The organism is Pseudoalteromonas sp. BSi20429 (assembly GCF_000238895.1).
GTDB lineage: Bacteria > Pseudomonadota > Gammaproteobacteria > Enterobacterales > Alteromonadaceae > Pseudoalteromonas > Pseudoalteromonas arctica.
The window spans coordinates 14673-39184 of record NZ_BADV01000031.1 but is presented as its reverse complement, the minus strand read 5'-3'; the positions used below and the strand labels follow the sequence as shown (position 1 = coordinate 39184).

Annotated in this window: 20 protein-coding genes; 10 read left to right on the top strand and 10 right to left on the bottom strand. The window is 39.8% G+C overall.

The features are described from left to right. Window positions 1–63: 63 nt before the first annotated feature. On the top strand, window positions 64–651 hold the full coding sequence (locus P20429_RS12810; protein ID WP_007582084.1) for a YceI family protein: 588 nt from the start codon (window positions 64–66) through the stop codon (window positions 649–651). Next, window positions 648–1166 carry a DUF1285 domain-containing protein gene (locus P20429_RS12815; RefSeq protein ID WP_007377273.1) on the top strand — a complete coding sequence of 173 codons (519 nt, stop codon included), beginning with the start codon at window positions 648–650 and terminating at the stop codon, window positions 1164–1166. The genes P20429_RS12810 and P20429_RS12815 overlap by 4 nt, the downstream gene beginning before the upstream one ends. Before the next feature lie 9 nt (window positions 1167–1175). Here the strand turns inward: P20429_RS12815 and yihA are convergent, their stop codons facing one another. Continuing rightward, a complete protein-coding gene (yihA, locus tag P20429_RS12820; protein WP_007377272.1) occupies window positions 1176–1844 on the bottom strand; it encodes a ribosome biogenesis GTP-binding protein YihA/YsxC in 669 nt (222 codons plus the stop codon). A gap of 281 nt (window positions 1845–2125) precedes the next feature. Here yihA and P20429_RS12825 point away from each other — a divergent pair, with 281 nt between their 5' ends. From P20429_RS12825 to P20429_RS12835, 3 genes are all read left to right on the top strand, one after another. Further along, on the top strand, window positions 2126–2758 hold the full coding sequence (locus P20429_RS12825; RefSeq protein WP_007582080.1) for a cytochrome c: 633 nt from the start codon (window positions 2126–2128) through the stop codon (window positions 2756–2758). Between the two features lie 752 nt (window positions 2759–3510). Continuing rightward, complete coding sequence (yihI, locus tag P20429_RS12830) at window positions 3511–4107, top strand: Der GTPase-activating protein YihI (protein ID WP_007582074.1); 597 nt, start codon at window positions 3511–3513, stop codon at window positions 4105–4107. Window positions 4108–4119: 12 nt separating this feature from the next. Further along, entirely contained in the window at window positions 4120–4635 is a 516-nt protein-coding gene (locus tag P20429_RS12835; protein ID WP_007582071.1) for a DUF2489 domain-containing protein, read from the top strand. A 76-nt stretch (window positions 4636–4711) separates the two neighbouring features. Here P20429_RS12835 and hemN read toward each other — a convergent pair whose 3' ends face one another. Together hemN and yjgA are read right to left on the bottom strand one after the other, a co-directional pair. Beyond that, window positions 4712–6085, bottom strand: coding sequence for an oxygen-independent coproporphyrinogen III oxidase (gene hemN / locus P20429_RS12840; RefSeq protein ID WP_007582069.1), 1374 nt, complete (start codon window positions 6083–6085; stop codon window positions 4712–4714). Window positions 6086–6209: 124 nt separating this feature from the next. After that, the gene (gene yjgA / locus P20429_RS12845; protein ID WP_007582068.1) at window positions 6210–6743 is read right to left on the bottom strand and encodes a ribosome biogenesis factor YjgA; all 534 of its coding nucleotides are present in this window, start codon (window positions 6741–6743) and stop codon (window positions 6210–6212) included. Window positions 6744–6887: 144 nt separating this feature from the next. Between yjgA and pmbA the strand changes: the two genes are divergently transcribed. The 3 genes from pmbA to P20429_RS12860 all read left to right on the top strand — a co-directional run bounded on the left by pmbA (window position 6888) and on the right by P20429_RS12860 (window position 11286). Then, the gene (gene pmbA, locus P20429_RS12850; protein WP_007582066.1) at window positions 6888–8237 is read left to right on the top strand and encodes a metalloprotease PmbA; all 1350 of its coding nucleotides are present in this window, start codon (window positions 6888–6890) and stop codon (window positions 8235–8237) included. Between the two features lie 72 nt (window positions 8238–8309). Next, entirely contained in the window at window positions 8310–8795 is a 486-nt protein-coding gene (locus tag P20429_RS12855) for a DUF721 domain-containing protein (protein ID WP_007582065.1), read from the top strand. A 415-nt stretch (window positions 8796–9210) separates the two neighbouring features. Next, window positions 9211–11286, top strand: a complete 2076-nt coding sequence (locus P20429_RS12860; RefSeq protein WP_007582064.1) for a M13 family metallopeptidase — start codon at window positions 9211–9213, stop codon at window positions 11284–11286. Between the two features lie 288 nt (window positions 11287–11574). Here P20429_RS12860 and P20429_RS12865 read toward each other — a convergent pair whose 3' ends face one another. The 4 genes from P20429_RS12865 to P20429_RS12880 form a co-directional block, all read right to left on the bottom strand. Further along, window positions 11575–12642 carry a phosphotransferase enzyme family protein gene (locus P20429_RS12865; protein ID WP_007582063.1) on the bottom strand — a complete coding sequence of 356 codons (1068 nt, stop codon included), beginning with the start codon at window positions 12640–12642 and terminating at the stop codon, window positions 11575–11577. A gap of 23 nt (window positions 12643–12665) precedes the next feature. Then, the gene (gene mutT / locus P20429_RS12870) at window positions 12666–13064 is read right to left on the bottom strand and encodes an 8-oxo-dGTP diphosphatase MutT (RefSeq protein WP_007582062.1); all 399 of its coding nucleotides are present in this window, start codon (window positions 13062–13064) and stop codon (window positions 12666–12668) included. 68 nt (window positions 13065–13132) lie between these two features. Continuing rightward, window positions 13133–15847: a preprotein translocase subunit SecA gene (secA, locus tag P20429_RS12875; RefSeq protein WP_007582061.1), complete on the bottom strand. Its 2715-nt coding sequence runs from the start codon at window positions 15845–15847 to the stop codon at window positions 13133–13135. 371 nt (window positions 15848–16218) lie between these two features. Continuing rightward, window positions 16219–18246, bottom strand: coding sequence for a methyl-accepting chemotaxis protein (locus tag P20429_RS12880; RefSeq protein ID WP_033026557.1), 2028 nt, complete (start codon window positions 18244–18246; stop codon window positions 16219–16221). A gap of 116 nt (window positions 18247–18362) precedes the next feature. Between P20429_RS12880 and P20429_RS12885 the strand changes: the two genes are divergently transcribed. Further along, window positions 18363–19133, top strand: coding sequence for a hypothetical protein (locus tag P20429_RS12885; protein WP_007582048.1), 771 nt, complete (start codon window positions 18363–18365; stop codon window positions 19131–19133). Here the strand turns inward: P20429_RS12885 and hutH are convergent. The 3 genes from hutH to hutC all read right to left on the bottom strand — a co-directional run bounded on the left by hutH (window position 19130) and on the right by hutC (window position 23115). Then, window positions 19130–20665 (bottom strand): histidine ammonia-lyase, encoded by a 1536-nt coding sequence (hutH, locus tag P20429_RS12890; protein ID WP_007582047.1) that lies wholly within the window; start codon window positions 20663–20665, stop codon window positions 19130–19132. The genes P20429_RS12885 and hutH overlap by 4 nt on opposite strands. Window positions 20666–20667: 2 nt before the next feature. After that, entirely contained in the window at window positions 20668–22341 is a 1674-nt protein-coding gene (gene hutU / locus P20429_RS12895) for a urocanate hydratase (RefSeq protein ID WP_007582046.1), read from the bottom strand. Window positions 22342–22407: 66 nt separating this feature from the next. Continuing rightward, window positions 22408–23115, bottom strand: a complete 708-nt coding sequence (gene hutC, locus P20429_RS12900; RefSeq protein ID WP_007582045.1) for a histidine utilization repressor — start codon at window positions 23113–23115, stop codon at window positions 22408–22410. Between the two features lie 119 nt (window positions 23116–23234). Here hutC and hutI point away from each other — a divergent pair, with 119 nt between their 5' ends. After that, complete coding sequence (hutI, locus tag P20429_RS12905) at window positions 23235–24482, top strand: imidazolonepropionase (RefSeq protein WP_007582044.1); 1248 nt, start codon at window positions 23235–23237, stop codon at window positions 24480–24482. The last annotated feature ends 30 nt before the right edge of the window (window positions 24483–24512 follow it).

Below are 24512 nucleotides of genomic sequence, written 5' to 3'. Positions count from 1 at the left end.
AGGTGATACCATCGAAGTGATATTATTTTTATTCTTTTTCATTTTATTACTAAGGAGTGCGTTATGTTTAAAGCATTAGCTATTGCAGGTTTTTCTTTATCAAGTTTAGTTATTTCTAATGTTGCTCAGGCCAATTGGCAGCTAGTGAATGATAAAAGCCAACTAAGCTTTGTTTCAATTAAAAAAGATTCGATTGCTGAAGCTCACCATTTTACTAACCTTGAAGGTATGCTTTCTGATAAAGGCGAGTTTAGCGTTAATGTTGATTTAACATCAGCCGAAACTCTAATTCCTATTCGTAATGAGCGTTTAACAACATTTTTATTCGAAGCGGCTAAATTTCCAAATGCTGTTTTAACTGCAAATTTAACTAAAGAACTGAGCAATATTAAAAAGCCTGGTCAATATGTATTGAAGGGTATTAAAGCTGAGCTTGATTTTCACGGTAATAAAAAGCCATTGGCAATTGATGTACTCGTTAACAGCACGCAAAGTGGTGATTTAACGGTATCATCATTAACACCTATTATTATTAATAGTGATGATTTTGGTGTAACTGAAGGCGTTAAAAAGCTGCAAGAGCTAGCGGGCTTACCTTCAATTGCAACAGCAGTGCCTGTTACATTTGCAATTACACTTAAAAAACAGTGATTTCTTTAAGTGAGCTTAGCAAGCAATTAAGCGAGCCAAGCAAACCTTTTGATAGTTGGCAGCCTAATCATTGTGGTGAACTGCCAATTGTCATTAATCATGAGGGGAAATGGTTTTACGATGGCAGCGAAATAACACGCCCAGCCATGGTGAAGCTGTTTGCTTCTGTTTTATGTAAAGAAGGTGAGCAATTTTATTTAAAAACACCTGTCGAAAAAATAACAATAACGGTTGATGATGCGCCGTTTATTATTGTTGATTGGCGTTTTGAAAATACAGTGCAAGGGCAGGTGTTGTGTTGTATTGATAATTTAGCTAGGCAGTGGTTGGTGAGCGCTCAGCAGCCTTTAGTTATAAAAGACTATAAAGGGTCAAAAGTGCCTTATCTAAAGCTACCTTATGGCTGTAGTGCGCGTGTTGCGCGAAGCGTATTTTATCAGTGGGCTGAAAAAGCCGAGTCTGATAAGCTCGGCTATTTTATTAAATCTGCAGGAAAGCAGTTTTATTTATCGTAACGCCAGCGTTTAAGCCTCTGGGTTTGTTTCGTCTGTGATTGTTTCATCGGTAGGTGGTACAGCAATAACAGGACCTAAAAACCATTCATCTAGTTTTTTAGCTACTTCTGGTAAACCCGTGCCTTTTAATGATGAAAATGCATGAACTGTAATATCCCCATCAAGCGTGCTTAATTCACGACGAACTTGCAGTACTTGTGATTTACGAGGGCCTTGCTTTAATTTATCGGCTTTAGTTAATAGTGCCAATACTGGAATTTCACTACCAATAGCCCAATTAATTAAATCGCGGTCTAAATCTTTTAATGGATGACGAATATCCATTAAAATAACAATACCTTTTAAGCTTTGACGCTTTTGTAGGTATTCGCCTAGCGATTTTTGCCATTTCTTTTTCATTTCGATTGGTACTTTAGCAAAACCATAGCCTGGTAAATCGATAAGGCGCATATCGTCAACATCAGCTAAATCGAATGTATTGATTAGCTGAGTACGTCCAGGTGTTTTACTTGTACGTGCTAGCTTCTGATCGGTTAATGCATTTAATGCACTCGACTTACCTGCGTTGGAGCGACCGGCAAACGCAACTTCAATTCCCGTATCAGCAGGTAATTTAGTAATGTCGGGAGCGCTTGTTACGAAAGACGCAGTATTATATTTGATACGAGATTTGAGCACAGGCTCTCCTAAAACTTAAATAAATAACGTTGAGTAAACCAAATTCACCCAGGGCGCGTATTTTATACTATAAAGGATGTATTAAAAAGCGTATTTAACCACCTAAAAACAGCACCTATGGTACATTTAAAACATGTTAAAGCTTAATCTAAGTCAAAACCCTGTAAATTATAAGCTTAATATGTGTAGAAAACGTGCCAGAGAATTTATTATCGTGTAGAATATATGTATTACAACATCACGATTGTAGATGATACAGGGTCGGAAACAGAGAATTCACCATGAAAAAAATAGCACTATCTTTAACAATATTGCTTGGTGCGTTGTCAGCAAGCAACGCAACAGCATTTGATGGCGATGTAAACGCAGGTAAAGAAAAATCAGCAACGTGTGCGGCTTGTCACGGCCCAGACGGTAATGCGCCGGTTAATATTTACCCTAAAATTGCAGGTCAACATCCAGATTATATCCTTAAGCAACTTCAGGATTTAAAATTAGGTATGACATCAGGCGGCAAAGAAGGGCGTATGGATCCAGTAATGAGCGCTATGGCTATGCCACTTAGCGAGCAAGACATGAAAGATCTAGCTGCTTATTTTTCTTCAATGAACATGACTGAAGGTGCTACACCTAAAGATGTTGTTGAAGTTGGCGAGATGCTTTTTAAAGCAGGCGATGCAGAACGTGGAATTCCATCATGTGCAGCATGTCATGGCCCACGTGGTAATGGCTCGTCACTTGCTAAGTTTCCAAAAATTTCTTTTCAGCATCCAGGATATATCAAGGCTCAACTTGAAAAATTCCGTGATGGTACTCGTCATAATGACTTAAATGGCATGATGGGCGATATTGCAAAAAAATTAACAGATAAAGACATCGAAGTACTTTCTCAGTATTTAGGTGGCTTACACTAAAGTCGTATTTATTTAGCAGTTAATAAAAAATAAACTACAATGTGTTAAAAAAAGCAGCCTAGGCTGCTTTTTTTGTGTCAAAAATTAACGATATCGTCCGTTTTAATGTAAGACATTGACCATGTCTGGTTGTAAGAAAAGTCTTCTTTTTATTTTTGATTATTGATTAACTTATTGTAATTTATGTTTATTTTTATATCTCAATGTAATAAAGATAATAAAAGTTATATAAACCAGTTGTAACAAAATCATTAACGAGTAAATTAACCACTGTCGCAAAACAACAATAACAAAACGGAAATAACTATCAAGGAAAGTAACGCGGCATGACTACATAGCATAAGATTAGTGCTACTAAAGGAAATAATAAAAAAGTGTCAGGATGACCGAAAATAATAAAAAACTCATGGAAGTTTAATAATAAAAACAAAATGGAATGTAACAAGGAACGTAAAAATAATAACAATACGGACTGATAATAATAAAAATAATAAAGACTAAAAAAAGTCGAAGGGAGAAGTGTCCAGATAATGGCGCTCAGATTAGCAGGCGGTAGAGATGTTTTCTCTACCGCCTTTTTATTTGTCCTGTTACAATACCCACCGTTTAAAATTAGCGATTAATTAGCTAAGGCGCTTTTAAATGAGAGACCCAACCTCTAAGCGCAAACTGAATTCTTCTGGCTAGGCCAGCACTGCGATGCCCATTAATTTGCGCTTCGCTCAAAACCTCTTAAGTGAGATGATCAAGATATGAGTAGAACTAAAAAGTCACGCAAAAGCCCAGCAAACGGACCTGTTCGTTTAAGCCAAGATAAGCTTAAAGAAATGCGCGCATTAAAAGAGCAGCGAGTTAAAAAAACCAAAGGCGCTAAGCCAGGTTCTCGTAACGCGCCAGATTTACTAGATAGCGAAAGCCATAATGCTGGTCACGCGCCTAAAGATAAGCGTGTAGGCAGTAAAAAGCCGGTACCATTAATTGCAACTGCGCCTGAACCTAAAGTTGAAATGAAACGCAACTTAAAGCCAACTATTGAGCTGAAAAAGGTAATCGAGCCTGAATTTACACCTGAACAAGAGCTAGAAGCACTTGAGAATGACGAGCGTTTACTTAAATTAGTAGAGCGTCATGAAGAAGGTGAAATGCTAACTGGTAAAGATGCTAAGTACTTTAATAGCCGTATTGCTCGCCATCAGGCGTTATGTGAAATTCTTGGTATTGAAGACGAGGATGAAGACGAATTTGAAGATGACCTTGAAGATGATATTGAAAGCAAAGGCAATTCTGATTTCGATCAATACTTATCTGACGATTTAGCCAACGAATGGTTAGATGAAGACGACAAATAGTAAGGATAAATAATGAGTACCGCGGTAATTTTAGCCTTACTTTTAGGCGCTGCTATAATAGTTGGTCTGGCATTTTATGCGGGTCAGTTGCTGTATAAGTTAAATGCGCAAAAAAAGTTAATTGCTAAAACGCAGGCTGAACAAAAGCAAAAGCTTGAGAAGTCGCGTTTAAAGCGAAATGCCAAACTAGCCGATAGTATTAATTTAATTGCGCGTGCAATGAATGAAGAGCAGTGTGAGTTTTCTGAAGGCTGTTTACGTATTTGGGTACTTATGTCTCAATATGGCTTTGAGAGCGAGCGTGATTTAACGACACAATATCCTGGCATTTATAAAATGTACCAGGTAGTTAAAGAAATGCCGACACACGATGCACGTAAAAAATATGCTAAAAAAGAAATTTTTAAGCTAGATAAAGCTCGCTGGCAAGCTGAAGAAACACTTAAAGATGAAGTTAAAGCCGATTGCGCTAAAATTATCATCGAGTTTAAAGCCGCTCCTGGCAGCGATAAAGTAGTTTTTAATTAAAGTTACAACTTAAATACAAAAAGCAGACCTAGGTCTGCTTTTTTTGTGCCGATGTATTTATTATCCAGAGTTCAGGCTAAATCACCCTTGAAAAGCGCGTTGCGTTAATTTGTTTTTGTAAATGAGCGTCAAAGCACATGCAAATAATACGAATGAATAAGTTGCCGCGTGGCGTTACGCTAATTTTATTATCATTTATAGTGACTAGTTCATCTTTTATAAGCGGCGTAAGCGCAATTAACGCATCCTCAAAGTAGTCATTAAATATAAGCGCATGCTTTTCGCTAAAGTCTTGTATATCTAATTCAAACTGGCAAATGAGCTGCTTAATTGCATCAGCACGAATTACATCATCATGTGTTAAGTGCATACCTTTATTAAGAGCACAGCCGATTTGTGTTTCGATGCTGTGGTAATAATGTTTTAATTCTTTTTGATTTTGTAAAATGGCAGTGCCAATTTGCGAAATTGATGACACGCCTAAGCCTAATAAATCACAATTTCCATGGGTTGTATAACCTTGAAAATTACGATGTAACTTGCCTTCATTTTGTGCAACAGCTAGTTCGTTGTCGGTTTTTGCAAAGTGGTCCATACCAATAAATTGATAGCCTGCTTGCTTCATCTGCTCCAGCGTGTTTTTAAACATAGTGAGTTTATTATGTGCACTGGGTAAATCTGCATCTTTAATCTTACGCTGTGCAGCAAAGCGCTCTGGTAAATGCGCGTAGTTAAACACCGATACTCGGTCAGGGCTTAACTCAATAAGTTGCTCTATAGTTTTCTTAAAGCTCTCTGGCGTTTGCAGAGGAAGCCCGTAAATCATATCTGCATTAATAGATTGAAATCCCAGCTCGCGAGCTTGTGTAATTAATTGCTTGACCGTATCTGCATTTTGCGGACGATTAACAGCAAGTTGCACGTCGTCGTTAAAGTCTTGAATCCCAAATGAGACACGGTTAAAGCCAAGCATTCTTAGATCAACAAGCATATTATCGGCAAGTGAGCGTGGGTCTATTTCAATGCCGCGCTCTGTTGTGCTTGTAAAATTAAAGTGCTGCTCTAAAAGCTTAATTAGACGAGTCATTTGTTTTGCGGTTAAAAAGGTGGGAGTACCGCCACCTAAATGTAATTGCTCAACCGTGTAGTTTTTAAATAAATGAGCTTGGGCAGTAATTTCTTTTGCTAAAAAGTCGAGGTACGTATCTGCCTTAGATTGATGGCGGGTAATTATTTTATTACAACCACAGTAGTAGCAAAGCTGGCTACAAAACGGGATATGAATATATAGAGAAAGTGAACGACTCGTTGACGATTCTACAGCGCTTAGTAGGTCTTGTTGCTGATACCCATCACGCAGTGATAGAGCGGTGGGATACGAGGTATAACGCGGGCCAGACACATTATATTTGTTTATTAGGGTTTGATCCCATTGTGGAAGTTTAATCATCACGCGCACCTAAGTATTTATTTAGGGGGTGATTATAAAAAAGTACGCAGTGAGGAGGTTTGATCTATAACAAAAAAGGTGCCGAAGCACCTTTTTTAATAAAATATCAATTAATGCGGTCTAATTAATACGTAACAGTATGGGCATCTTTGAGATATTGAAATAACTCTTTATAACCTTTACCCGGCTTTTCAGCTTTCGCTTCTTTCGCCGCATTACGAACCAATTGACGCATTTGCTGACGATCAAGAGACGGAAACTGTTCAATAGTCTCATTGATAAGGTCATCACCTTGTTCAATTAGGTCTGAACGTAATTGCTCAATTTTTTTGACCAATACTTCAGCTTGGTTATTTTTATTAAGCATTACATCGATAATCGCTCTAATAGCGTCAATGTTTTCTACAGTACGCAACGTTTTAGCGATGTAGTTTAAGTGACGGCGGTACGCGTCACTTTTATTACTTATTTTATCAGCAACAACCATTGCCGCTTTTAAATCGTCATTTAATGGCAGGCGTTCGCGCTGTTTTTTACCCATTTTGGCAATTTCAGTACCTAACTGATGAAACTCTTGCGCTTCGCGCTTAAGCTCCGTTCTTGATACATATTCAATTTCTTCTTCAATTTCAGCAGGCTTGCCTTTTTTCTTTGCCATGGGGTGCTCTTAAATAAAAATAACTTTTGCCATTATACATGAATATGATACTTAGGAATATTAGCTGATGTGATGCATTGAGTGTGTTAGCATTTAAATATAAGAAATGCGTGCATTATGCCTCTAAGGCTCAGGACTTAATTTATGAAAAGCCAACAAAACGATCCAATTTATTCTCAAATATCGCAAGTTAAAGATGCGGTAGCAGAAGTACTCGAACATGCTAAAAAATTAGGCGCTACAGCTGCAGAAGCTGCCATGTCTAGCACGTCTGGTTTATCGGTTAGTACACGAATGGGTGAAGTAGAAACCATTGAGTTTAACCAGGACGGCGGCTTAGGCATTAGTGTATACGTTGGTAATAATAAAGGTTCGGCGTCAACCGCTGATTTAAATCCAAAAACATTGCGCATGGTAGTCGAAAAAGCGATTGATATAGCCAAATTTACATCGGATGACCCATTTAACGGCGTTGCTGATAAAGAATTGCTTGAATTTAATCCTAAAGATTTAGATTTATACCATCCTTGGGATGTAAGCCCTGAGGAAGGTATTGAGCTTTGTCATGCTGCTGAGCAAGCTGCATTAAACGCAGATGAGCGTATTGTTAACTCTGATGGCGCGAGTTTTTCATCTCACCAAGGATTACGTGTTTATGGTAACAGCCATGGTTTGATAACTGGCTTTCCACGCACTCGTCATAGCATTAGTACTATGGTAATTGGTCAAGATGGTGAGCAGATGCAACGCGACTCTGCTTATACTGTTGCACGCGACCAAGCGGGTTTAAATGACGCAGCGGCAGTTGGGCTTGAAGCAGCAGCTGAAACATTGGCTAAATTAAATAGCCAAAAGTTAGGCACAATGAAAGTGCCTGTTATTTTTAGAGCCGATATTGCAAATTCATTGTTTGGTCACTTAGTGTCGGCAATTGGTGGTGGTGCACTTTATCGTAAATCAAGTTTTTTACTTGATAGCTTAGGCACACAAGTATTTAGTAATTGTGTGAATATTGCCGAGCGCCCACATATTTTAAAAGGGTTGGCGTCGTCACCGTTTGATAGCGAAGGTGTTAAAACATTCGATAGGGAAATTATTCAAGGCGGCGAGCTACAAACTTATTTATTAGCAAGTTATGCCGCGCGTAAAATGAATATGACCCCAACAGGGCATGCTGGCGGTATACATAACTGGCTTGTTGAGCAAACTCATAACGATTTAACTGCACTATTAAAAACGATGGGCACCGGCTTATTAGTTACAGAGCTAATGGGGCAGGGCGTAAATACCGTAACGGGTGATTACTCTCGTGGTGCTGCTGGTTTTTGGGTTGAAAATGGTGAAATCCAATATCCTGTAAGCGAAATTACCATTGCTGGTAATTTAAAAGATATGTTTAAAGGCATATCTGCTATTGGTGGTGACATAGAACGCCGTGGTGGTATTCAAACTGGCTCAGTATTAATAGAGCAAATGCAAATAGCCGGCGCGTAGTATTAATACGCAGTGTATACTTAGACCTAGAGTATTATCTCTGGGTCTAAGTGAGCTTTTACGAGGTGTAAAATGGCTAAAGATAGATATGCACCAAAACCGCTAACCGATATTATGGCGGGGTTAAATAATCGTTTATCAGCTTATGCAGGCAAAAGCCAAGCACTTGATACACAGCAAACCCTATTAAAAGATTTTTTGGGTCCTAAGTTGGGTGATAAATGCCGAGTCAGTAATTACCGAGACGGCACGCTAATGATAGAGGCGGTATCTGCACCTATCGCGCTTAGGCTTAATTATTTAAAAATGGATATGCTTTCACATTTTAGAGCTGCCGGAATGGCAGAGCTCGGGCAAATAAAAATAACTGCAAATCCTCAAGCAACTCAGAGATTAAGTACAGCGAATAAGTCGGGCAGTCCTGCAGTTACCAACTCACTTAAAATGAGTGAGCAAACAGCTGATTACTTAAACGCGATAGCATCTTCTGCACCCCCTTCTTTAAAAGAAAAACTAGAGCGTTTAGCGCTTCACGGAAAAAATAAAAGTAAGTCTTAACTACCCACCATCTTGTTATTGGTGGGGCTAATTTGGCAGCTCACCGCATTCAAAATACTTTGTTACATATTCCATTTTATTGTTGGCTTAATGAGGTTTATGATACTGCGTGGGCTTTATATTGATCGAAAGCTCTTTGATACCCATTCCATTAAGTAAAAGCGTGTAGGCAGTGCTATTTTTACTCCTGCTATATTCAAGAATTTAATGGAGTTGGTATGTGATACCAACCTGCATAAGTCTTTGATCAATTTAACGAATTAAATTGCACTATAACGTCGCTAAAAATTTTTTATTTAGAGCAACTAGATACAAAAAGTTTTGCCTGGTTCTAGCGTAATTTTCTTAACGTTAAATAGACCCCATATATAAGCAGATTGGTATGATTCAATTCTAACTAACAAACGGAATAATTATGAATAAAGTAACAATGGCTGCTGCAAGTATCGCACTTGCGCTTGGCTTGGTAGGTTGTGGTGAAAAACAACAAGAAACAAAAGTAACCGACACTCCAGTAGTAACAGCACCCGCTGAAAAACCACTAGAGCTTGGTATTGAATTAGCTAATATGGATAGTTCAGTACGCGCACAAGACGATTTTTACTACCATGTAAATGGTCAGTGGTTAGCTAAAACTGAAATACCAGGTGATAAATCTAACTACGGTTCTTTTTCGCAGTTATATGATGAGTCGCAAAAAGCGATGAAAATAGCCCTTGAAAGTGCAGCCGCAAACAAAGCCGCTAAAAAAGGCAGTGATGAGTACAAAATTGGTGCATTTTATAAAAGCTATATGAATAAAGATGCGCGTAATGAGCTAGGTATTACGCCATTACAACCGTCATTAGATACAATTGATAGCGTTAAATCTAAAGCTGATTTAGTGGGTTTAATGTCTAAAATTCAAAAACAAGGCGGTACTTTACCGTTTGGTTGGTTTGTAAATAACGATGCTAAAAACTCAAGTGAGTATGCATTGTATTTATCTCAGTCGGGTCTTGGTTTACCAGATCGTGACTATTACTTAAAAGATGACGAAAAATTCACTAAAATTCGCGCTTCTTACGAGCAATACATCACTGATGTTTTAGCAAAGTCAGGCGTTAAGGATGCGGCAGAAGCAGCTAAGAGCGTACTTGCATTTGAAAAAACACTAGCTGATGCTCAGTGGAGCCGTGTGCAAAGCCGTGATGCAACTAAATCTTATAATAAGATGACAGTAGCAGATGCAAGCAAGTTGATGGGTGACCTTGATTTAGCTGCATTCTTTAAAGATGCAGGCGTGAGTGCAAGTGACATTATTGTACGTCAACCAAGCTACTTAGAAGCACTTGCTACTATTTACAAAGACACTGATTTAGCGACGTGGAAAAACTACTTAAAATTTCATTTTGTAAGTGGTTATGCAGAACTACTTAGTGAAGATTTAGTTAACCTTAACTTTGACTTTTACAGCACAACACTTCGTGGCGTAGAAGAACAAGCACCTCTTTGGAAACAAGCGGTTGATGCATCTAACAGTGTACTTGGTGAAATTTTAGGTAAGGTATACGTTAAAGATAACTTCCCGCCAGAAGCTAAAGCACGCATGGAAGAGCTAGTTGATAACGTAATTAAAGGTTATGGCGTTGCTATTGAAAATCTTGAGTGGATGAGCCCTGAAACAAAGCTTGCAGCGAAAGAAAAACTAGACAAATTTACGCCTAAAATTGGTTACCCAGACACGTGGAAAGATTACTCTGAGCTAGATATTAACTCCGATGAGCTAGTAGGCAATTACATTCGTTATAGCGAATGGGCGTACGCAGACATGATTGCTAAATTGGGTAAACCAGTTGATCGCTCTGAGTGGCACATGACTCCGCAAACAGTAAATGCGTATTACAATCCAGTAAACAACGAAATTGTATTTCCAGCAGCTATTTTACAACCGCCATTCTTTAATTTAGAAGCGGATGATGCTGTAAACTACGGCGCAATTGGTGCAGTAATTGGGCATGAGCTTGGTCATGGTTTTGACGACCAAGGTGCTAAATACGACGGTGATGGCAACTTACGTAACTGGTGGAGTGAGACTGACCTTAAGCAATTTGAAGAGCGTACAGCGGCTCTAGTTGCACAGTATAACGAATATAAACCGTTTGAAGATGCAAGTGTTAATGGCGAGCTAACGCTTGGCGAAAACATTGGTGACTTAGGTGGCTTAACGGTTGCGCATAAAGCGTATATGCTGTCTTTAGGTGATAAAAAATCACCAGTGATTGATGGTTACACAGGCGATCAACGCTTCTTTATGGGTTGGTCACAAATTTGGCGTCGTAACTATCGCGATGAAGAGTTACGTAATCGTTTATTAACAGACCCTCATTCACCAAGTCACTACCGTGTAATCGGTATCTTGTCGAATATGCCTGAGTTTTACGAAGCGTTTGACGTAAAAGAAGGTGATAAAATGTATATCAAACCAGAAGATCGCGTAAAAATCTGGTAATTTACTAAATAGACCGATTTAAAGTTAACAAAAAACCAGTAAGTTTTTAGCTTACTGGTTTTTTTGTATCTTGAATTTGTAAATAACCTGAACTATGGATAATAAAACTATCTCAAGCAGCTATTTTCAGCGCTAACTGCGTTGAATTTACTTGCAATAGGCCAGCTATTGACGCGTAAATTCGCCTTGTTTTCACTAAAAATCTCTGGCTAGAGAAAATAAATTTAAATATCACCATGATTCAATACGTTAATAAATCTCTTAACCAGAGTTCAGGTTAAATAAGCTTTAGCTCATTAAGCATTGGTGCATCCATTTTTCGTTACTGAGTATGTTTTTATAAAGCGCGAGTTGGTTTTGTGCTCGCTCTAAATTATGCTCTGCATGAGCCACTTTAAAGTACACATCGTTATTTAAGTAATCAGTTAAAAAGCGCACACTTAACATGAGCGGCATTATTTTAGCGCCTAACAGCAGGCTTTCTTGTTCTTTTGTACTCATGCTACTTTTTAATGGCGTCACATAGCCTTTAACAATGGCTGAAAATATATCTTTTCGAATAATAACGTTGTGTAAGTTTGTTGAATCCTCGGCTTCGGGGGAGCAGAAAGTGCGTACCATGTCGCCAAAATCATAAAGCCTAAATCCCGCCATGCAGGTATCTAAATCAATCACTGCTTTTGCTTTGTGAGTTGCACTACAAAACAGCATATTATTTATTTTTGTATCGTTATGACACACTCTAAGTGGTATCTGCTTAGCTATACTACTAAGCTCGGTAATTAAATGCTGCTGTGATAAGCAATATTCTATTTCGTCAGCGCAGTGCTTTACTCTATTTACAGAGTTATTTGTGATTGCGGTATTTAATTGCTCAAAGCGCATCGCTAAGTTATGAAAATCAGGGATTACAATATGTAGTTGTTGTGCATCAAAATCTTGTAATGCATGGGCGAATACGCCAAAGGCGTAAGCCGCTTGCTCGCTCTGTTGCGCATTTTTAACAACGTCTTCGCTGTAACTGTCACTAATATAGCTAAGGACGCGATAATGCGCGCTATCAATTTCTATTAAGTGTTCGTTGTTTTGTATGGCTATATGCTTAACTGTTTCAAGGGGGTAGTTGCTTTGTAGTTGTTTGGTATTTAAATGCTGCTCAATTAGTTTTGCATTACTTACTAACTGAGCAGGGTATTTAAATACCTCAGTATTAAGTTTTTGCACAATAAACTGTTTATCAATACACGTAAGTAGCCATGTACTATTTATATGGCCGCTACCAATCACACTAACTTGAGTTAACTCAGGATTTAATGATAATTGTTCGCTTAGCTTATTTTGTATTGAGATGTTCATTGTGCTCACTTGTACCTAGTTTGTTATGCGTATCGGGCTACTATTTTCTCGATAATTTCAGCATTAGCTTCAGGAAAATCATAATTTTCTAATTCACTAATTGCTACCCATTCACTAGGTTGCCCTTCAGCGCCATGTGCTTCACCGCTAAAGTTACTTACTACGTGTACATCTAATTTAACGCACTTATCGCCGTAGTCATGCTCAATCACCATAAGTTGACTAGAGCTGTGAATTGTTAATCCAACTTCTTCAATAAGCTCGCGTTTAAGTGCAACAAAAACACTTTCACCTGCTTCTACTTTGCCACCAGGAAATTCCCATAAACCGCCTTGATGTTGTTCATCTGCGCGTTTACAAATGAATATAGCGTTATTTTTCTTAATAACACCAACAGCTACATGTACAATTTCTATAGTCATTACTTTAAAACTCCATAAAAAAAAGCGACGCTAGCGCCGCTTTTTAATAAGCTAATAACAATACTGGGCTATTTTAATTTACCGCAACATTGTTTGAATTTTTGACCTGATTTACAAGGACAAGGGTCATTACGACCTACTTTTGGTTCTGTACGAGCCATTACAGTAGCTGTTTCTGGTGCTGGCGCTTCGCCACCTACTTGCTCAGCTTCTTCATGTTGGTATTCGCGAGGAGCATTTTCACTTTTACGGTGTTGCTCTTCTACTTTTTCAACATCTTCTTCTGCGCGTACTTGTACTTTACTTAGGATGCTTACAACATCTACTTTCAAGTTTTCAAGCATTTCAGAAAACAGCTCAAACGATTCACGCTTATACTCTTGCTTAGGATTCTTTTGCGCGTAACCACGTAAATGAATACCTTGACGTAAGTGATCCATAGCAGCAAGGTGATCTTTCCAATGCTGATCAAGACTCTGTAGCATAATCGCTTTTTCGAATTGACGTAAAACAGAATCGCCAACTTGCTCTTCTTTTTGCTTGTATGACTGCTCAACCGCCTGCTCAATACGCTCACGAAGTTTTTCTTCGTATAGTTTATTGTCATCTGCTAACCACTGAGTGATTGGCAACTCAAGTAAGAAGTCTTGTTTTAAACGCTCTTCAAGGCCAGGAATATCCCACATTTCAGCAAGGCTTTGTGGTGCAATGTATTGATCAATTACACTAGCAAGAACATCACCACGAATTGCTGTGATAGTCTCTGAAATATCGCCTTCTTCAAGTAGCTCATTACGTTGAGAGTAAACAACGCGACGTTGATCGTTTGCTACATCATCGTACTCAAGCAATTGCTTACGAACATCAAAGTTACGTGCTTCTACTTTACGCTGTGCATTTTCAATCGCACGGTTTACCCATGGATGTTCAATTGCTTCACCGCGTTGCATACCTAGTTTACGCATCATGTTAGTCATGCGTTCACCAGCGAAGATACGCATTAGTGCATCGTCCATCGATAAGTAGAAACGGCTAGAACCGGCGTCACCTTGACGACCAGAACGACCACGTAATTGGTTATCTATACGACGAGATTCGTGACGTTCAGTACCAATGATATGTAAACCGCCAGCATCAATTACCGCATCATGGCGAATTTTCCAAGCTGCTTTAATTTCAGCAATTTGCTCAGCAGTTGGGTTCTCAAGTTTTTCAACTTCACTGTTCCAGTTACCACCTAACACGATATCGGTACCACGACCGGCCATGTTGGTTGCAATTGTTACTGTACCTGGTAGGCCAGCATCTGAAACGATATCTGCTTCTTGCGCATGAAATTTGGCATTAAGTACGTTGTGCTTAATTTTTTCTTTGCGTAAAAACTGCGATAAATACTCAGAGCTTTCAATTGAAATAGTACCTACAAGTACCGGTTGTCCGCGGTCTTGACAGTCTTTAATGTCAATTAAAATTGCTTCGTATTTTTCTTCTTGTGTTAGGTAAACTAAGTCGGCGCGATCATCACGAACCATTGGCTTATTAGTTGGCATAACAACAGTATCTAGGCCGTAGATAGATTGAAACTCAAAAGCTTCAGTATCGGCAGTACCTGTCATACCTGCTAATGTTTCGTATAAACGGAAGTAGTTTTGGAACGTAATAGACGCAAGTGTTTGGTTTTCGTTCTGAATATTTACACCTTCTTTAGCTTCAACAGCTTGGTGTAAACCTTCTGACCAACGACGACCTTCCATTGAACGACCAGTATGCTCATCGATAATGATTACTTCGTTTTCTTTTACTACGTAATCAACATCTTTTTGGTATAGCTTGTGGGCACGAAGGGCGGCATAAACGTGACTTAGTAGCGTAATGCTTGCTGCTGAGTAAAGCGAATCGCCTTCTTCAATTAAGCCGCGTTCAGTAAGTAGCTCTTCTACTTTAATTTGACCACGTTCTGTTAAATGAACTTGCTTAGACTTTTCATCAATAGTGTAATCGCCGTCGCCTTCAACACCTTCTTCGTCTTCTTTTTCTTGAAGTTCAAGTAAAGGAACGATGGTATTTATTTCAGTGTATAGCTCAGAGCTGTCCTCAGCTGGGCCTGAAATAATAAGCGGAGTACGCGCTTCATCAATTAAGATTGAATCCACTTCATCGACTACGGCATAAAATAATGGACGCTGAACACGTTCATCAATGCTAAAAGCCATATTATCGCGAAGGTAGTCAAAACCAAATTCGTTATTTGTACCGTACGTAATGTCAGCAGTATAAGCTAGCTTCTTCTGCTGTGGCATCATACCTGGTACGTTACAGCCTACAGTAAGGCCTAAAAATTCAAATAACGCACGGTTGGTTTCAGCATCACGTTTAGCAAGGTAGTCATTCACAGTAATTACGTGAACACCTTTGCCTGTTAAGCCGTTTAAATAAGCTGGTAGGGTAGCTGTTAGTGTTTTACCTTCACCGGTACGCATTTCTGCAATGCGACCTTGATGTAAAACCATACCACCTAATAACTGCACGTCGAAATGACGCATGCCATTTACACGCTTTGACGCTTCACGTACCACAGCAAAAGCTTCAGGTAGGATATCGTCAAGGCCTTGTCCGTTATCGTAACGTTCTCTAAACTCAGCTGTTTTAGCTCTTAAATCTTCATCAGAAAGCGCTTCAAGTTGCGTTTCTAGCGCATTGATTAGCGCGACCGTCTTTCTTAAGTTTTTAATAGTGCGGTCATTGCGACTACCAAAAAGCTTGGTAAATAAATTAGATATCATGATAAAACCGTTACAATGTATTCTTTGTCAGCCGAGTATCGGCTAACCCATTTTTAACAATTGGTAATTAATATGTGCTTTTAAATAACACTTAGAACATATTAATTAGCAATATCGTATTAAACCGCTCAAAAAGCACTGTTTATTACGTGCGCTACTATACCAGACTCTGCCAAACAACAAACTATCTCAATAAAAAGATCTGTGTATAAAATCGAAAAATTTGATCTGGTTCGTAAAAATAACTTTGTATTACTCAATTACAGTAAAAATAGTAGCGAACTGTAAAGATATGGTGCTAAATAAATTAAAAACAAGGGTTATAGCTGCGCTTAAGTTTGACGCTTAAACACAGCTATTAAATGAGTGTTTTATAATTTAAATTGGTTAACCGTTTTGTTAAGTGCCGCAGCTAGATCACTTAAGTCACGAGCTTCGTCAGCGAGGGTATGTGCATGGTCAGCGGTACTGTTCACTAAGTTATTAATTGCCGAAAGGCTCGTATTAATATCTTCAGCAACGACTGTTTGCTCCTCAGTTGACGTGGCTATTTGATGACTTTGGTCTTGTACTTTAGTGACCGACTGCGCAATATTGTGAAGTGAGCTAAGTACTTCTTTAGTTTGCAGTACTGAGCCCTCGGTTTGATCTTGTCCTTGTTGCATCATCACTGAGGCCTGTTGAGCTATTTGCTGCAAGCGCGAAATCATATTACGAATATCGTCAGTTGATTCTTGTGTGCGACTTGCTAGTGAGCGTACTTCATCAGCAACAACGGCAAAGCCTCGACCGTGTTCACCGGCACGAGCTGCCTCTATAGCCGCATTAAGTGCAAGTAAGTTGGTTTGATCGGCTATTGAATTAATTACATCGACTAATGCACCAATATTATTACTTTCTTGCTCAAGGCCTGCAACCACTTTAGATGCTTCGCCAATATGCAACGCCAGTTCAGTCATTACTTTTTGCGCCTGTGTAGAACGGCTTGCACCTTCAGCTGTAATTGCCTGAACTTCTTCAGCTGCATTATTTGTATGTTGTGCATTACGTGATATTTCAAGCACAGTAGTCGCCATTTCAGTTACCGCGGCGCTGACGCTATCAACTTGCTGCTTCTCTTGCTGAATTTCAGAATTAGTTTGCTCAGAAACATGTCTTAGCTGAGCTGCTGCATTACTTAGCTGTTCTGCTTGCGCTGCGGTTTCTAGCATCATGGCCCGTAATTTATCAATAAAAGTGTTCATATGATTGGCCAGCTGTCCCACTTCATCTTGGCTATTAATATCAATTTTTTGAGTAAGGTCGCCTTCACCCGATGCTATATCACGCATAATGTGCGTAAGTGTAGTGATGGGTTTTGAAATCATATGGGTAGCCCATAAAATCATGGCTAATATAATAATTAAGATAATAACTACTGCAGTTGTTGTTGCGGTTACTGCGGCATTTACGGGCTCTTCAATCATGCTAGTAGGAATAAGTAGACCTACATACCAATCTATATGAGGCTGATCTAGCTGTAAGCGATGGTAAACCACATAAAACTGCTCACCTTTAAAAGTAACCATTTGGCTGCCTTTAAGGTTATTTCGCATTTGTGTATTTAATTCTTTAAAGCCTGCTGTATCTGTAAATTGTTGCTCAAGCGCATCGAGTCCTTCTTTACCGTTTGCACCTTCATCTGTAATTGAAAGTTTGTGTCCAGTGGCTTTTGAAAAGTGAACTACTTTTTGATTTCCATCGAGTAAAAATCCATAACCTTGGCCGTTAAAGCGAATATTTTCGACCATGTCGTTAATTTTGTTTAGTTGTAAATCAACACCGCCCATACCAATGAGTTTACGCTGTGCGTTATAAACAGGTTGTTGTACTACTGCAGATGCTACGCCTGTGGTTAAATCAACAGAGATTGGACCTACATAAAGTTTGTTAACTTGCATGGCTTCTTGCCACCAACCACGCTTGTAGGCGTAATAAGGCTGGCCGTTGTAGTGACTTGTACGTTCATTTTCTTTAAAGTATTCACCGGTGGTTGCTGAGGCAAAAAAGGCCGATAAAATGTTTTCGTCGTTTGAGCTTAAACGCACAAAGTCTTGGTTTACTTCGTTGTAACCTGGCGCGCTTTCGAGTGCTTGATCGCGAGTATCCCAATTTTCAAAAAAGTTGATTAAATGTGGGTTATTAACAAAGGTTGATACCATTTTACCGTACATTGCAAAGTAACTTTGCATTGAAAGTTGCTCGGTCTGTAGATAACTTTGTGCTTCGTTTTCTATGTTTTCTCTAGAGAGGTTTGCAATGTGTTTAACAAAAAATGTTGAGGCGATAATTAGTAAAACGGTAATTGTTCCACCAATCAATAATAATATTTTCTTCCGTAATGATAAATTATTTAGCATGAGTGCGCATATTTTTATTATTTATGAAATTATATCTAATCATATCTTACTTAAAATCTCTATAAAGTTAGATAGAAAGAACTAATTATGCGTTTAAAATAAAGGCTTATACAAAAATGACAAATAAAAGTAATAAATTAGTAGTATTAGGTGCAGGTTGGTTAGGGCATGCTTTATGCGTAAGTGCGCAAAAAACTGATTGGCAAGTACAAGGAACGCATAGAACAGATATACACGAGTTTGATTTTGAGCGTCAGTTTACACTTGAAGATGGGCAATTAAGACATCAAGTTGATTTACAAAATGCTTATTGGGTATGTACTATTCCACCACGTAGCAGGCACAGTGAAAGTAATTATCCTGAAACACTCACCGCAGCGCTTAAGCTCTCAAAGGAGTTAAACGCAAAGGGCTTTTTATTGTGCTCATCAACCGGGGTGTACGATCAAGAGCCTGGTGTATATAGCGAAAGTTGCGATATTTCATGCACAAACGAGCGCCAAATAAAGCTCTATGAGGCAGAAGAGCAAGTACTTGAGCAAGACGGGAAAGTGCTGCGTTTAGCTGGATTACTAGGGCCTAATAGAGAATCGGGTCGTTTTGTGGCAGGCAAAGAGCTTAATACATCAAGTGAGCAAGTAGTAAATATGGTGCATCAACAAGATGTAATTAATGCTGTTTTTGCGGTGATAGAGCACTGGCAAGTAGGGCAAAATATTTATAATGTTGTTAATCCTGCGCACCCAACAAAAGCTGAATACTACGCAGTGAAGTGTGCAGAACATGGTGGCGAGTTACCACGCTTTACCAGTGATGATAAAGCTGAGCGCAAAGTTATTGGCTCAGCTATTGAAGCGCTAGGCTTTACTTACCAATATGGTATTTAATATGCTGAAGGCAGGGGACTGCTCTCTATGAAGTCGCATAGCTTACCTTCACTTAGTAATGTATTAGCAGCTTCGATATCGGGAGCAAAGTAGCGGTCTTTATCATAGTAACTTACATGCTCGCGTAACAACGCTTTAGCGCTTTGCACTTTATGTGATGGTTCAAGCGGCTTTCTAAATTCTAGCCCTTGAACCGATGCTAACCATTCTATTGCCAAAACACCTTGGGTATTATTGGCCATTTCATCTAAGCGCCTTGCTGCAAAGGTTGCCATAGAAACATGATCTTCTTGATTTGCAGATGTAGGCAAGCTATCGACCGAAGCCGGATGTGCTAATGATTTGTTTTCTGACGCAAGCGCTGCTGCGGTAACTTGGGCAATCATAAATCCTGAATTTACACCGCCGTTTTCAACTAAAAATGGCGGTAATTTGGATAGGTTTGAATCGATAAGTAATGCAATTCGCCTTTCTGCTAATGCACCAATTTCGGCAATTGCGATAGCTAAGTTATCGGCGGCCATTGCAACGGGTTCTGCATGAAAGTTACCTCCCGATATTATGTCGCCTACATCGGCAAAAACTAGCGGATTATCGGTTACACCGTTTGACTCGCATAACAATACTTCTGCGGCTTGGCGTATTTGAGTTAGGCAAGCACCTAGCACTTGAGGTTGGCAGCGAAGGCAGTATGGATCTTGTACTTTTTCACAATTTACGTGGGAATCACTAATTTGAGAGTGCGTATCGAGTAGCTCTCTAAATACTTGAGCGGTGTCTATTTGTCCGCGCTGACCACGAATATCATGAATACGTGCATCAAATGGCGCGCGACTACCCATTGCAGCTTCTATGCTTATCGAGCCGATAACGCAGCTTTGTGCATATAAGTTCTCGCTTCTAAATAGGCCTTGTAGTGCAAACGCAGTCGACGCTTGTGTGCCATTTAATAATGCTAAGCCTTCTTTAGCTGCAAGGGTAAGAGGTTCAAGCCCCGCTATTTTTAACCCTTGTGCTGCACTAATTATTTTTCCTTTGTGTCGCATTTGTCCTTCAGCTAATAAAGGTAGGCACATATGCGCAAGAGGGGCTAAATCCCCCGATGCCCCCACGGAGCCCTTTTTAGGCACGCACGGATATACTTCGCTACTAAGCAGCTGCATAAAAAATTGGATTACTTGCAGGCGAATACCCGAGTAGCCGCGCGAAAGCGAGTTTACTTTTAAGGTGATCATTAACCTTACTGTGCTGTCATCCATGTATTCGCCAATGCCCGCAGCGTGTGAAAGCACAATGGAGCGCTGTAATAATTCAAGTTCGTCGTCGGCAATTTTGGTATTAGCTAATAACCCAAACCCGGTGTTAATTCCGTATACAGTGCGGTGCTCATTAATAACGTTTTGAACGGTTTGTGCGCTGGCTGCTATTTGTGATTCAGCATGCTTTACAAGGTTTAACTTTACCGGTGAATTATTAATTTTTCTCAATGTGTTTAAATCAAGTGAGCCTGGTGTGAGAGTAAGTTCGAACATGATCATTCCTCGTTTAGCATAGGTAGGTCTAAATTTTGTTCTTTAGCGCAGTTCTTTGCTATGTCGTATCCAGCATCAGCATGGCGCATTACACCCGTTGCAGGGTCGTTCCAAAGTACGCGAGCAATACGCTCTTTAGCTTCATTTGTACCATCGGCAACAATAACCACACCTGAGTGTTGGCTAAAGCCCATACCTACACCGCCACCATGATGAAGAGACACCCAAGTAGCACCACTTGCCGTATTAAGCAGTGCATTGAGTAATGGCCAGTCCGATACCGCATCTGAGCCATCTTTCATACTTTCTGTTTCGCGGTTAGGGCTGGCAACTGAGCCCGAGTCGAGGTGATCGCGACCAATAACGATAGGGGCTTTAAGTTCGCCATTTTTAACCATTTCGTTAAAGGCCAATGCAAGGCGTGCTCTATCTTTTAAACCTACCCAACAAATACGTGCAGGTAGCCCTTGAAATTGAATGCGTTCACGCGCCATATCAAGCCAATTATGTAAATGCGCATCATCAGGAATAAGCTCTTTTACTTTAGCGTCGGTTTTATAAATATCTTCAGGATCGCCCGATAATGCTACCCATCTAAATGGTCCAATACCTTCACAAAATAAAGGGCGAATATAGGCGGGTACAAATCCAGGAAAATCAAATGCGTTGGTAACACCTTCATCAAACGCCATTTGACGAATATTATTTCCGTAATCAGTAGTGGCGGCACCCGCTTTTTGCAGCGCCAGCATGGCTCTAACTTGGACTGCCATTGATTGTTTAGCCGCTTTTACTACCGCTTTTGGATCTTGCTCACGCATTTTTGCTGCGTGCTCCATTGTCCAGTTTTGTGGTAAGTAACCATTTAATGGATCGTGAGCTGATGTTTGATCTGTGACTACATCAGGTGTAATACCTGTTTTAACCAGTGTACTAAATACATCGGCAGCGTTACCAAGTAAGCCAACTGATAGGGCTTCACCTTTTATGCACGCGTCGGTTATTAATTGCAGTGCGTGTTCAAGGTTCGTTGCTTTTACATCAACGTAGCCTGTTTTTATACGAAAATCGATACGGCTTTCATCACATTCAACAACTAGCGCACTAAACCCTGCCATTGTAGCGGCAAGTGGTTGCGCACCGCCCATACCTCCAAGGCCACCCGTTAATACCCACTTGCCTTTAGCACTGCCTGAAAAATGTTGCTTTGCCATGGCTATAAAGGTCTCGTAAGTGCCTTGTACAATGCCTTGCGAGCCAATATAAATCCAAGAACCCGCTGTCATTTGTCCGTACATCATCAAGCCTTTTTTATCGAGCTCGTTAAAGTGCTCCCAATTTGCCCAGTGTGGAACAAGGTTTGAGTTGGCAATAAGTACACGAGGGGCATTACTGTGGGTTTTAAATACACCAACGGGTTTTCCTGATTGTACAAGCAGAGTTTCGTCGCTTTCGAGTCTATCGAGGGTCTCTATAATTTTGTCATAACTTGGCCAATCACGAGCTGCTCGGCCAATACCACCATATACAACAAGTGCATGAGGATGTTCTGCAACTTCAGGGTCTAAATTATTCATTAGCATGCGCTTAGCAGCTTCAGTTTGCCAGCTTTTAGCACTTATTTTATCGCCATGAGGTGCACGTATTACGCGACTTGTGTCGAGTCGGTTGTTCATGTTTTGCTCCTGTTGTATATACAAGGTGATTTGTTATAAAAAAAGCGCAGTAAGCGCTATTGTTTGTTATTTTTTAAATGTTAAGTGACCACCTAAGCGATATTTACTGCCTGGTGATACAAGGCGCGCAAAGCTTACAATGCCGTTAATAGACCATGTGCGTCGAATAACTTGTAAGCACGGCTCTTCGTTGTATAAGTTTAACCATTGGCACATTTCGCTGTTTGGCATAATAGCCTCTACGGTATGCCTCGCTTGGGTAAGTGGTGCAACACTAGATAGATATTCATGAGGTGTAAGCGTGCTAAAGTCTTGTTGTAAGTAACCAGCCGCAAGTGCAGGGTTTACAAAACGCTCTTCTAGCTGCAAGGGGCTGTCGTTTTCGTTATGAACGAGTACACTTCGATATACAACACTGTCAATCTCAACACCAAGCGCAATGGCAATAGGTGCGACTGCATTTATTGATTCAAGTATGAGTACACTACAGGTGTAGTTGCCGTTACGCTCTTTTACTTCATCAGCAATGTTTTTTATTTCGAGTAACGATGACTGCGATTTAAATGTGGCTACAAATGTACCAAGCCCTTGGCTGCGGGTTAAAATACCTGCCTCGGTTAATTCGCTTAGTGCTCGGCGGGCTGTCATTCTGCTGACACTAAATTGACTACTTAGTTCGTTTTCAGAGGGAACACGTTGGTTTTCTTGCCACGTACCGCTGCGAATTTTATCAACAATGAATTGTTTTATTTGCGCAAATTTAGGTGTCGTCATTAAATTTATGGTTACATTAAAAATAAACTATATAAATAAGATGACACAATTATCTTGTATATACAAGATGGGTTGTTAGACTATATTTTCATCACTCTGGGCGTAAAAAGGGCTGTAAAATGCAAAGCACAACAAAAAATGATGAGTTAGAAGAAATCGACTTACTTTTAACTGATGCCAATATTGCCACTATGGATAGCAATATAAATGCCCCTTATGGCGCAATCGAAAATGCTGCCATAGCTATTAAAAATGGTAAAATTGCGTGGATTGGAGAGCAATCAACGTTGCCCAGTTTTGATGTGTTTGCAACGCCGACATTGAGTATAAAGGGGCAGTGGTTAACGCCGGGCTTAATAGATTGTCATACACATTTAGTGTTTGCAGGTTCAAGGTCGCAAGAGTTTGAGCAGCGCTTGCAGGGTGTAAGTTATGAGCAAATTGCGGCACAAGGCGGTGGCATAGCAAGTACGGTTAAGGCGACGAGAGCAGCCGATCGAGAGCAATTATTTGTTGATGCAAAAGATCGCTTAAATACGTTGTTAAAAGAAGGTGTAACCACCGTTGAAATAAAATCAGGCTATGGGCTAGATACTGAAAACGAGATAAAAATATTAGAAGTAGCTCGTTTGTTGGGTGAGCATCATCCTATTGATATTAAAGCTACTTTTTTAGGGGCGCATGCTCTACCGCCTGAATACAAAGACCGTGCTGATGAATATATTGATTTGGTATGTACTGACATGCTTGATCAGGTAGTGGCTAATAATCTTGCTGATGCAGTCGATGTATTTTGTGAAAATGTAGGGTTTAGTTATTCGCAAACCAAACGTGTTTTCCAGGCGGCTAAAAAGCATAACCTCCCAGTAAAATGCCATGCTGAGCAGTTATCTAATCAACATGGTGCTGAGCTGGTGGCGCAGTTCAATGGCCTTTCGGCAGATCATATTGAGCATCTCGATGAAGAGGGTGTAAAAGCCATGGCAAACGCTGGGACGGTCGCGGTGTTATTGCCCGGTGCATTTTATTTTTTAAGAGAAACTAAATTCCCACCTATTGAGTTACTTAATCAATATAAAGTACCTATAGCTATTGCGAGTGATTTTAATCCTGGCACTTCACCGCTGTGCTCAGTGCACTTGATGATGAACATGGCATGCACATTGTTTAGATTAACACCCGAGCAAGCATTGGCAGGTGTTACTCGCAATGCTGCTAAAGCACTAGGGTTAGACGACCGTGGTATTTTAAAGGTTGGTGCAAGAGCTGATATTGCGCATTGGCAAATAAGTCATCCATCACAATTAAGTTACCAATTTGGCGTAAATAAACTGTTAAATTTATGGATTTTGGGTAGAATTAACTAGTTTGTATTATTTTTGCCCACATATAATCTG

Excerpts from the sequence above, each read along its gene's own strand:
- P20429_RS12810 (WP_007582084.1), top strand. The coding sequence starts at position 64 with ATGTTTAAAGCATTAGCTATTGCAGGTTTTTCTTTATCAAGTTTAGTT.
- P20429_RS12825 (WP_007582080.1), top strand. The coding sequence starts at position 2,126 with ATGAAAAAAATAGCACTATCTTTAACAATATTGCTTGGTGCGTTGTCA.
- yihI (WP_007582074.1), top strand. The coding sequence starts at position 3,511 with ATGAGTAGAACTAAAAAGTCACGCAAAAGCCCAGCAAACGGACCTGTT.
- P20429_RS12835 (WP_007582071.1), top strand. The coding sequence starts at position 4,120 with ATGAGTACCGCGGTAATTTTAGCCTTACTTTTAGGCGCTGCTATAATA.
- hemN (WP_007582069.1), bottom strand. The coding sequence starts at position 6,085 with ATGATTAAACTTCCACAATGGGATCAAACCCTAATAAACAAATATAAT.
- yjgA (WP_007582068.1), bottom strand. The coding sequence starts at position 6,743 with ATGGCAAAGAAAAAAGGCAAGCCTGCTGAAATTGAAGAAGAAATTGAA.
- pmbA (WP_007582066.1), top strand. The coding sequence starts at position 6,888 with ATGAAAAGCCAACAAAACGATCCAATTTATTCTCAAATATCGCAAGTT.
- P20429_RS12855 (WP_007582065.1), top strand. The coding sequence starts at position 8,310 with ATGGCTAAAGATAGATATGCACCAAAACCGCTAACCGATATTATGGCG.
- P20429_RS12860 (WP_007582064.1), top strand. The coding sequence starts at position 9,211 with ATGAATAAAGTAACAATGGCTGCTGCAAGTATCGCACTTGCGCTTGGC.
- P20429_RS12865 (WP_007582063.1), bottom strand. The coding sequence starts at position 12,642 with ATGAACATCTCAATACAAAATAAGCTAAGCGAACAATTATCATTAAAT.
- mutT (WP_007582062.1), bottom strand. The coding sequence starts at position 13,064 with ATGACTATAGAAATTGTACATGTAGCTGTTGGTGTTATTAAGAAAAAT.
- secA (WP_007582061.1), bottom strand. The coding sequence starts at position 15,847 with ATGATATCTAATTTATTTACCAAGCTTTTTGGTAGTCGCAATGACCGC.
- P20429_RS12880 (WP_033026557.1), bottom strand. The coding sequence starts at position 18,246 with ATGCTAAATAATTTATCATTACGGAAGAAAATATTATTATTGATTGGT.
- P20429_RS12885 (WP_007582048.1), top strand. The coding sequence starts at position 18,363 with ATGACAAATAAAAGTAATAAATTAGTAGTATTAGGTGCAGGTTGGTTA.
- hutH (WP_007582047.1), bottom strand. The coding sequence starts at position 20,665 with ATGTTCGAACTTACTCTCACACCAGGCTCACTTGATTTAAACACATTG.
- hutU (WP_007582046.1), bottom strand. The coding sequence starts at position 22,341 with ATGAACAACCGACTCGACACAAGTCGCGTAATACGTGCACCTCATGGC.
- hutC (WP_007582045.1), bottom strand. The coding sequence starts at position 23,115 with ATGACGACACCTAAATTTGCGCAAATAAAACAATTCATTGTTGATAAA.
- hutI (WP_007582044.1), top strand. The coding sequence starts at position 23,235 with ATGCAAAGCACAACAAAAAATGATGAGTTAGAAGAAATCGACTTACTT.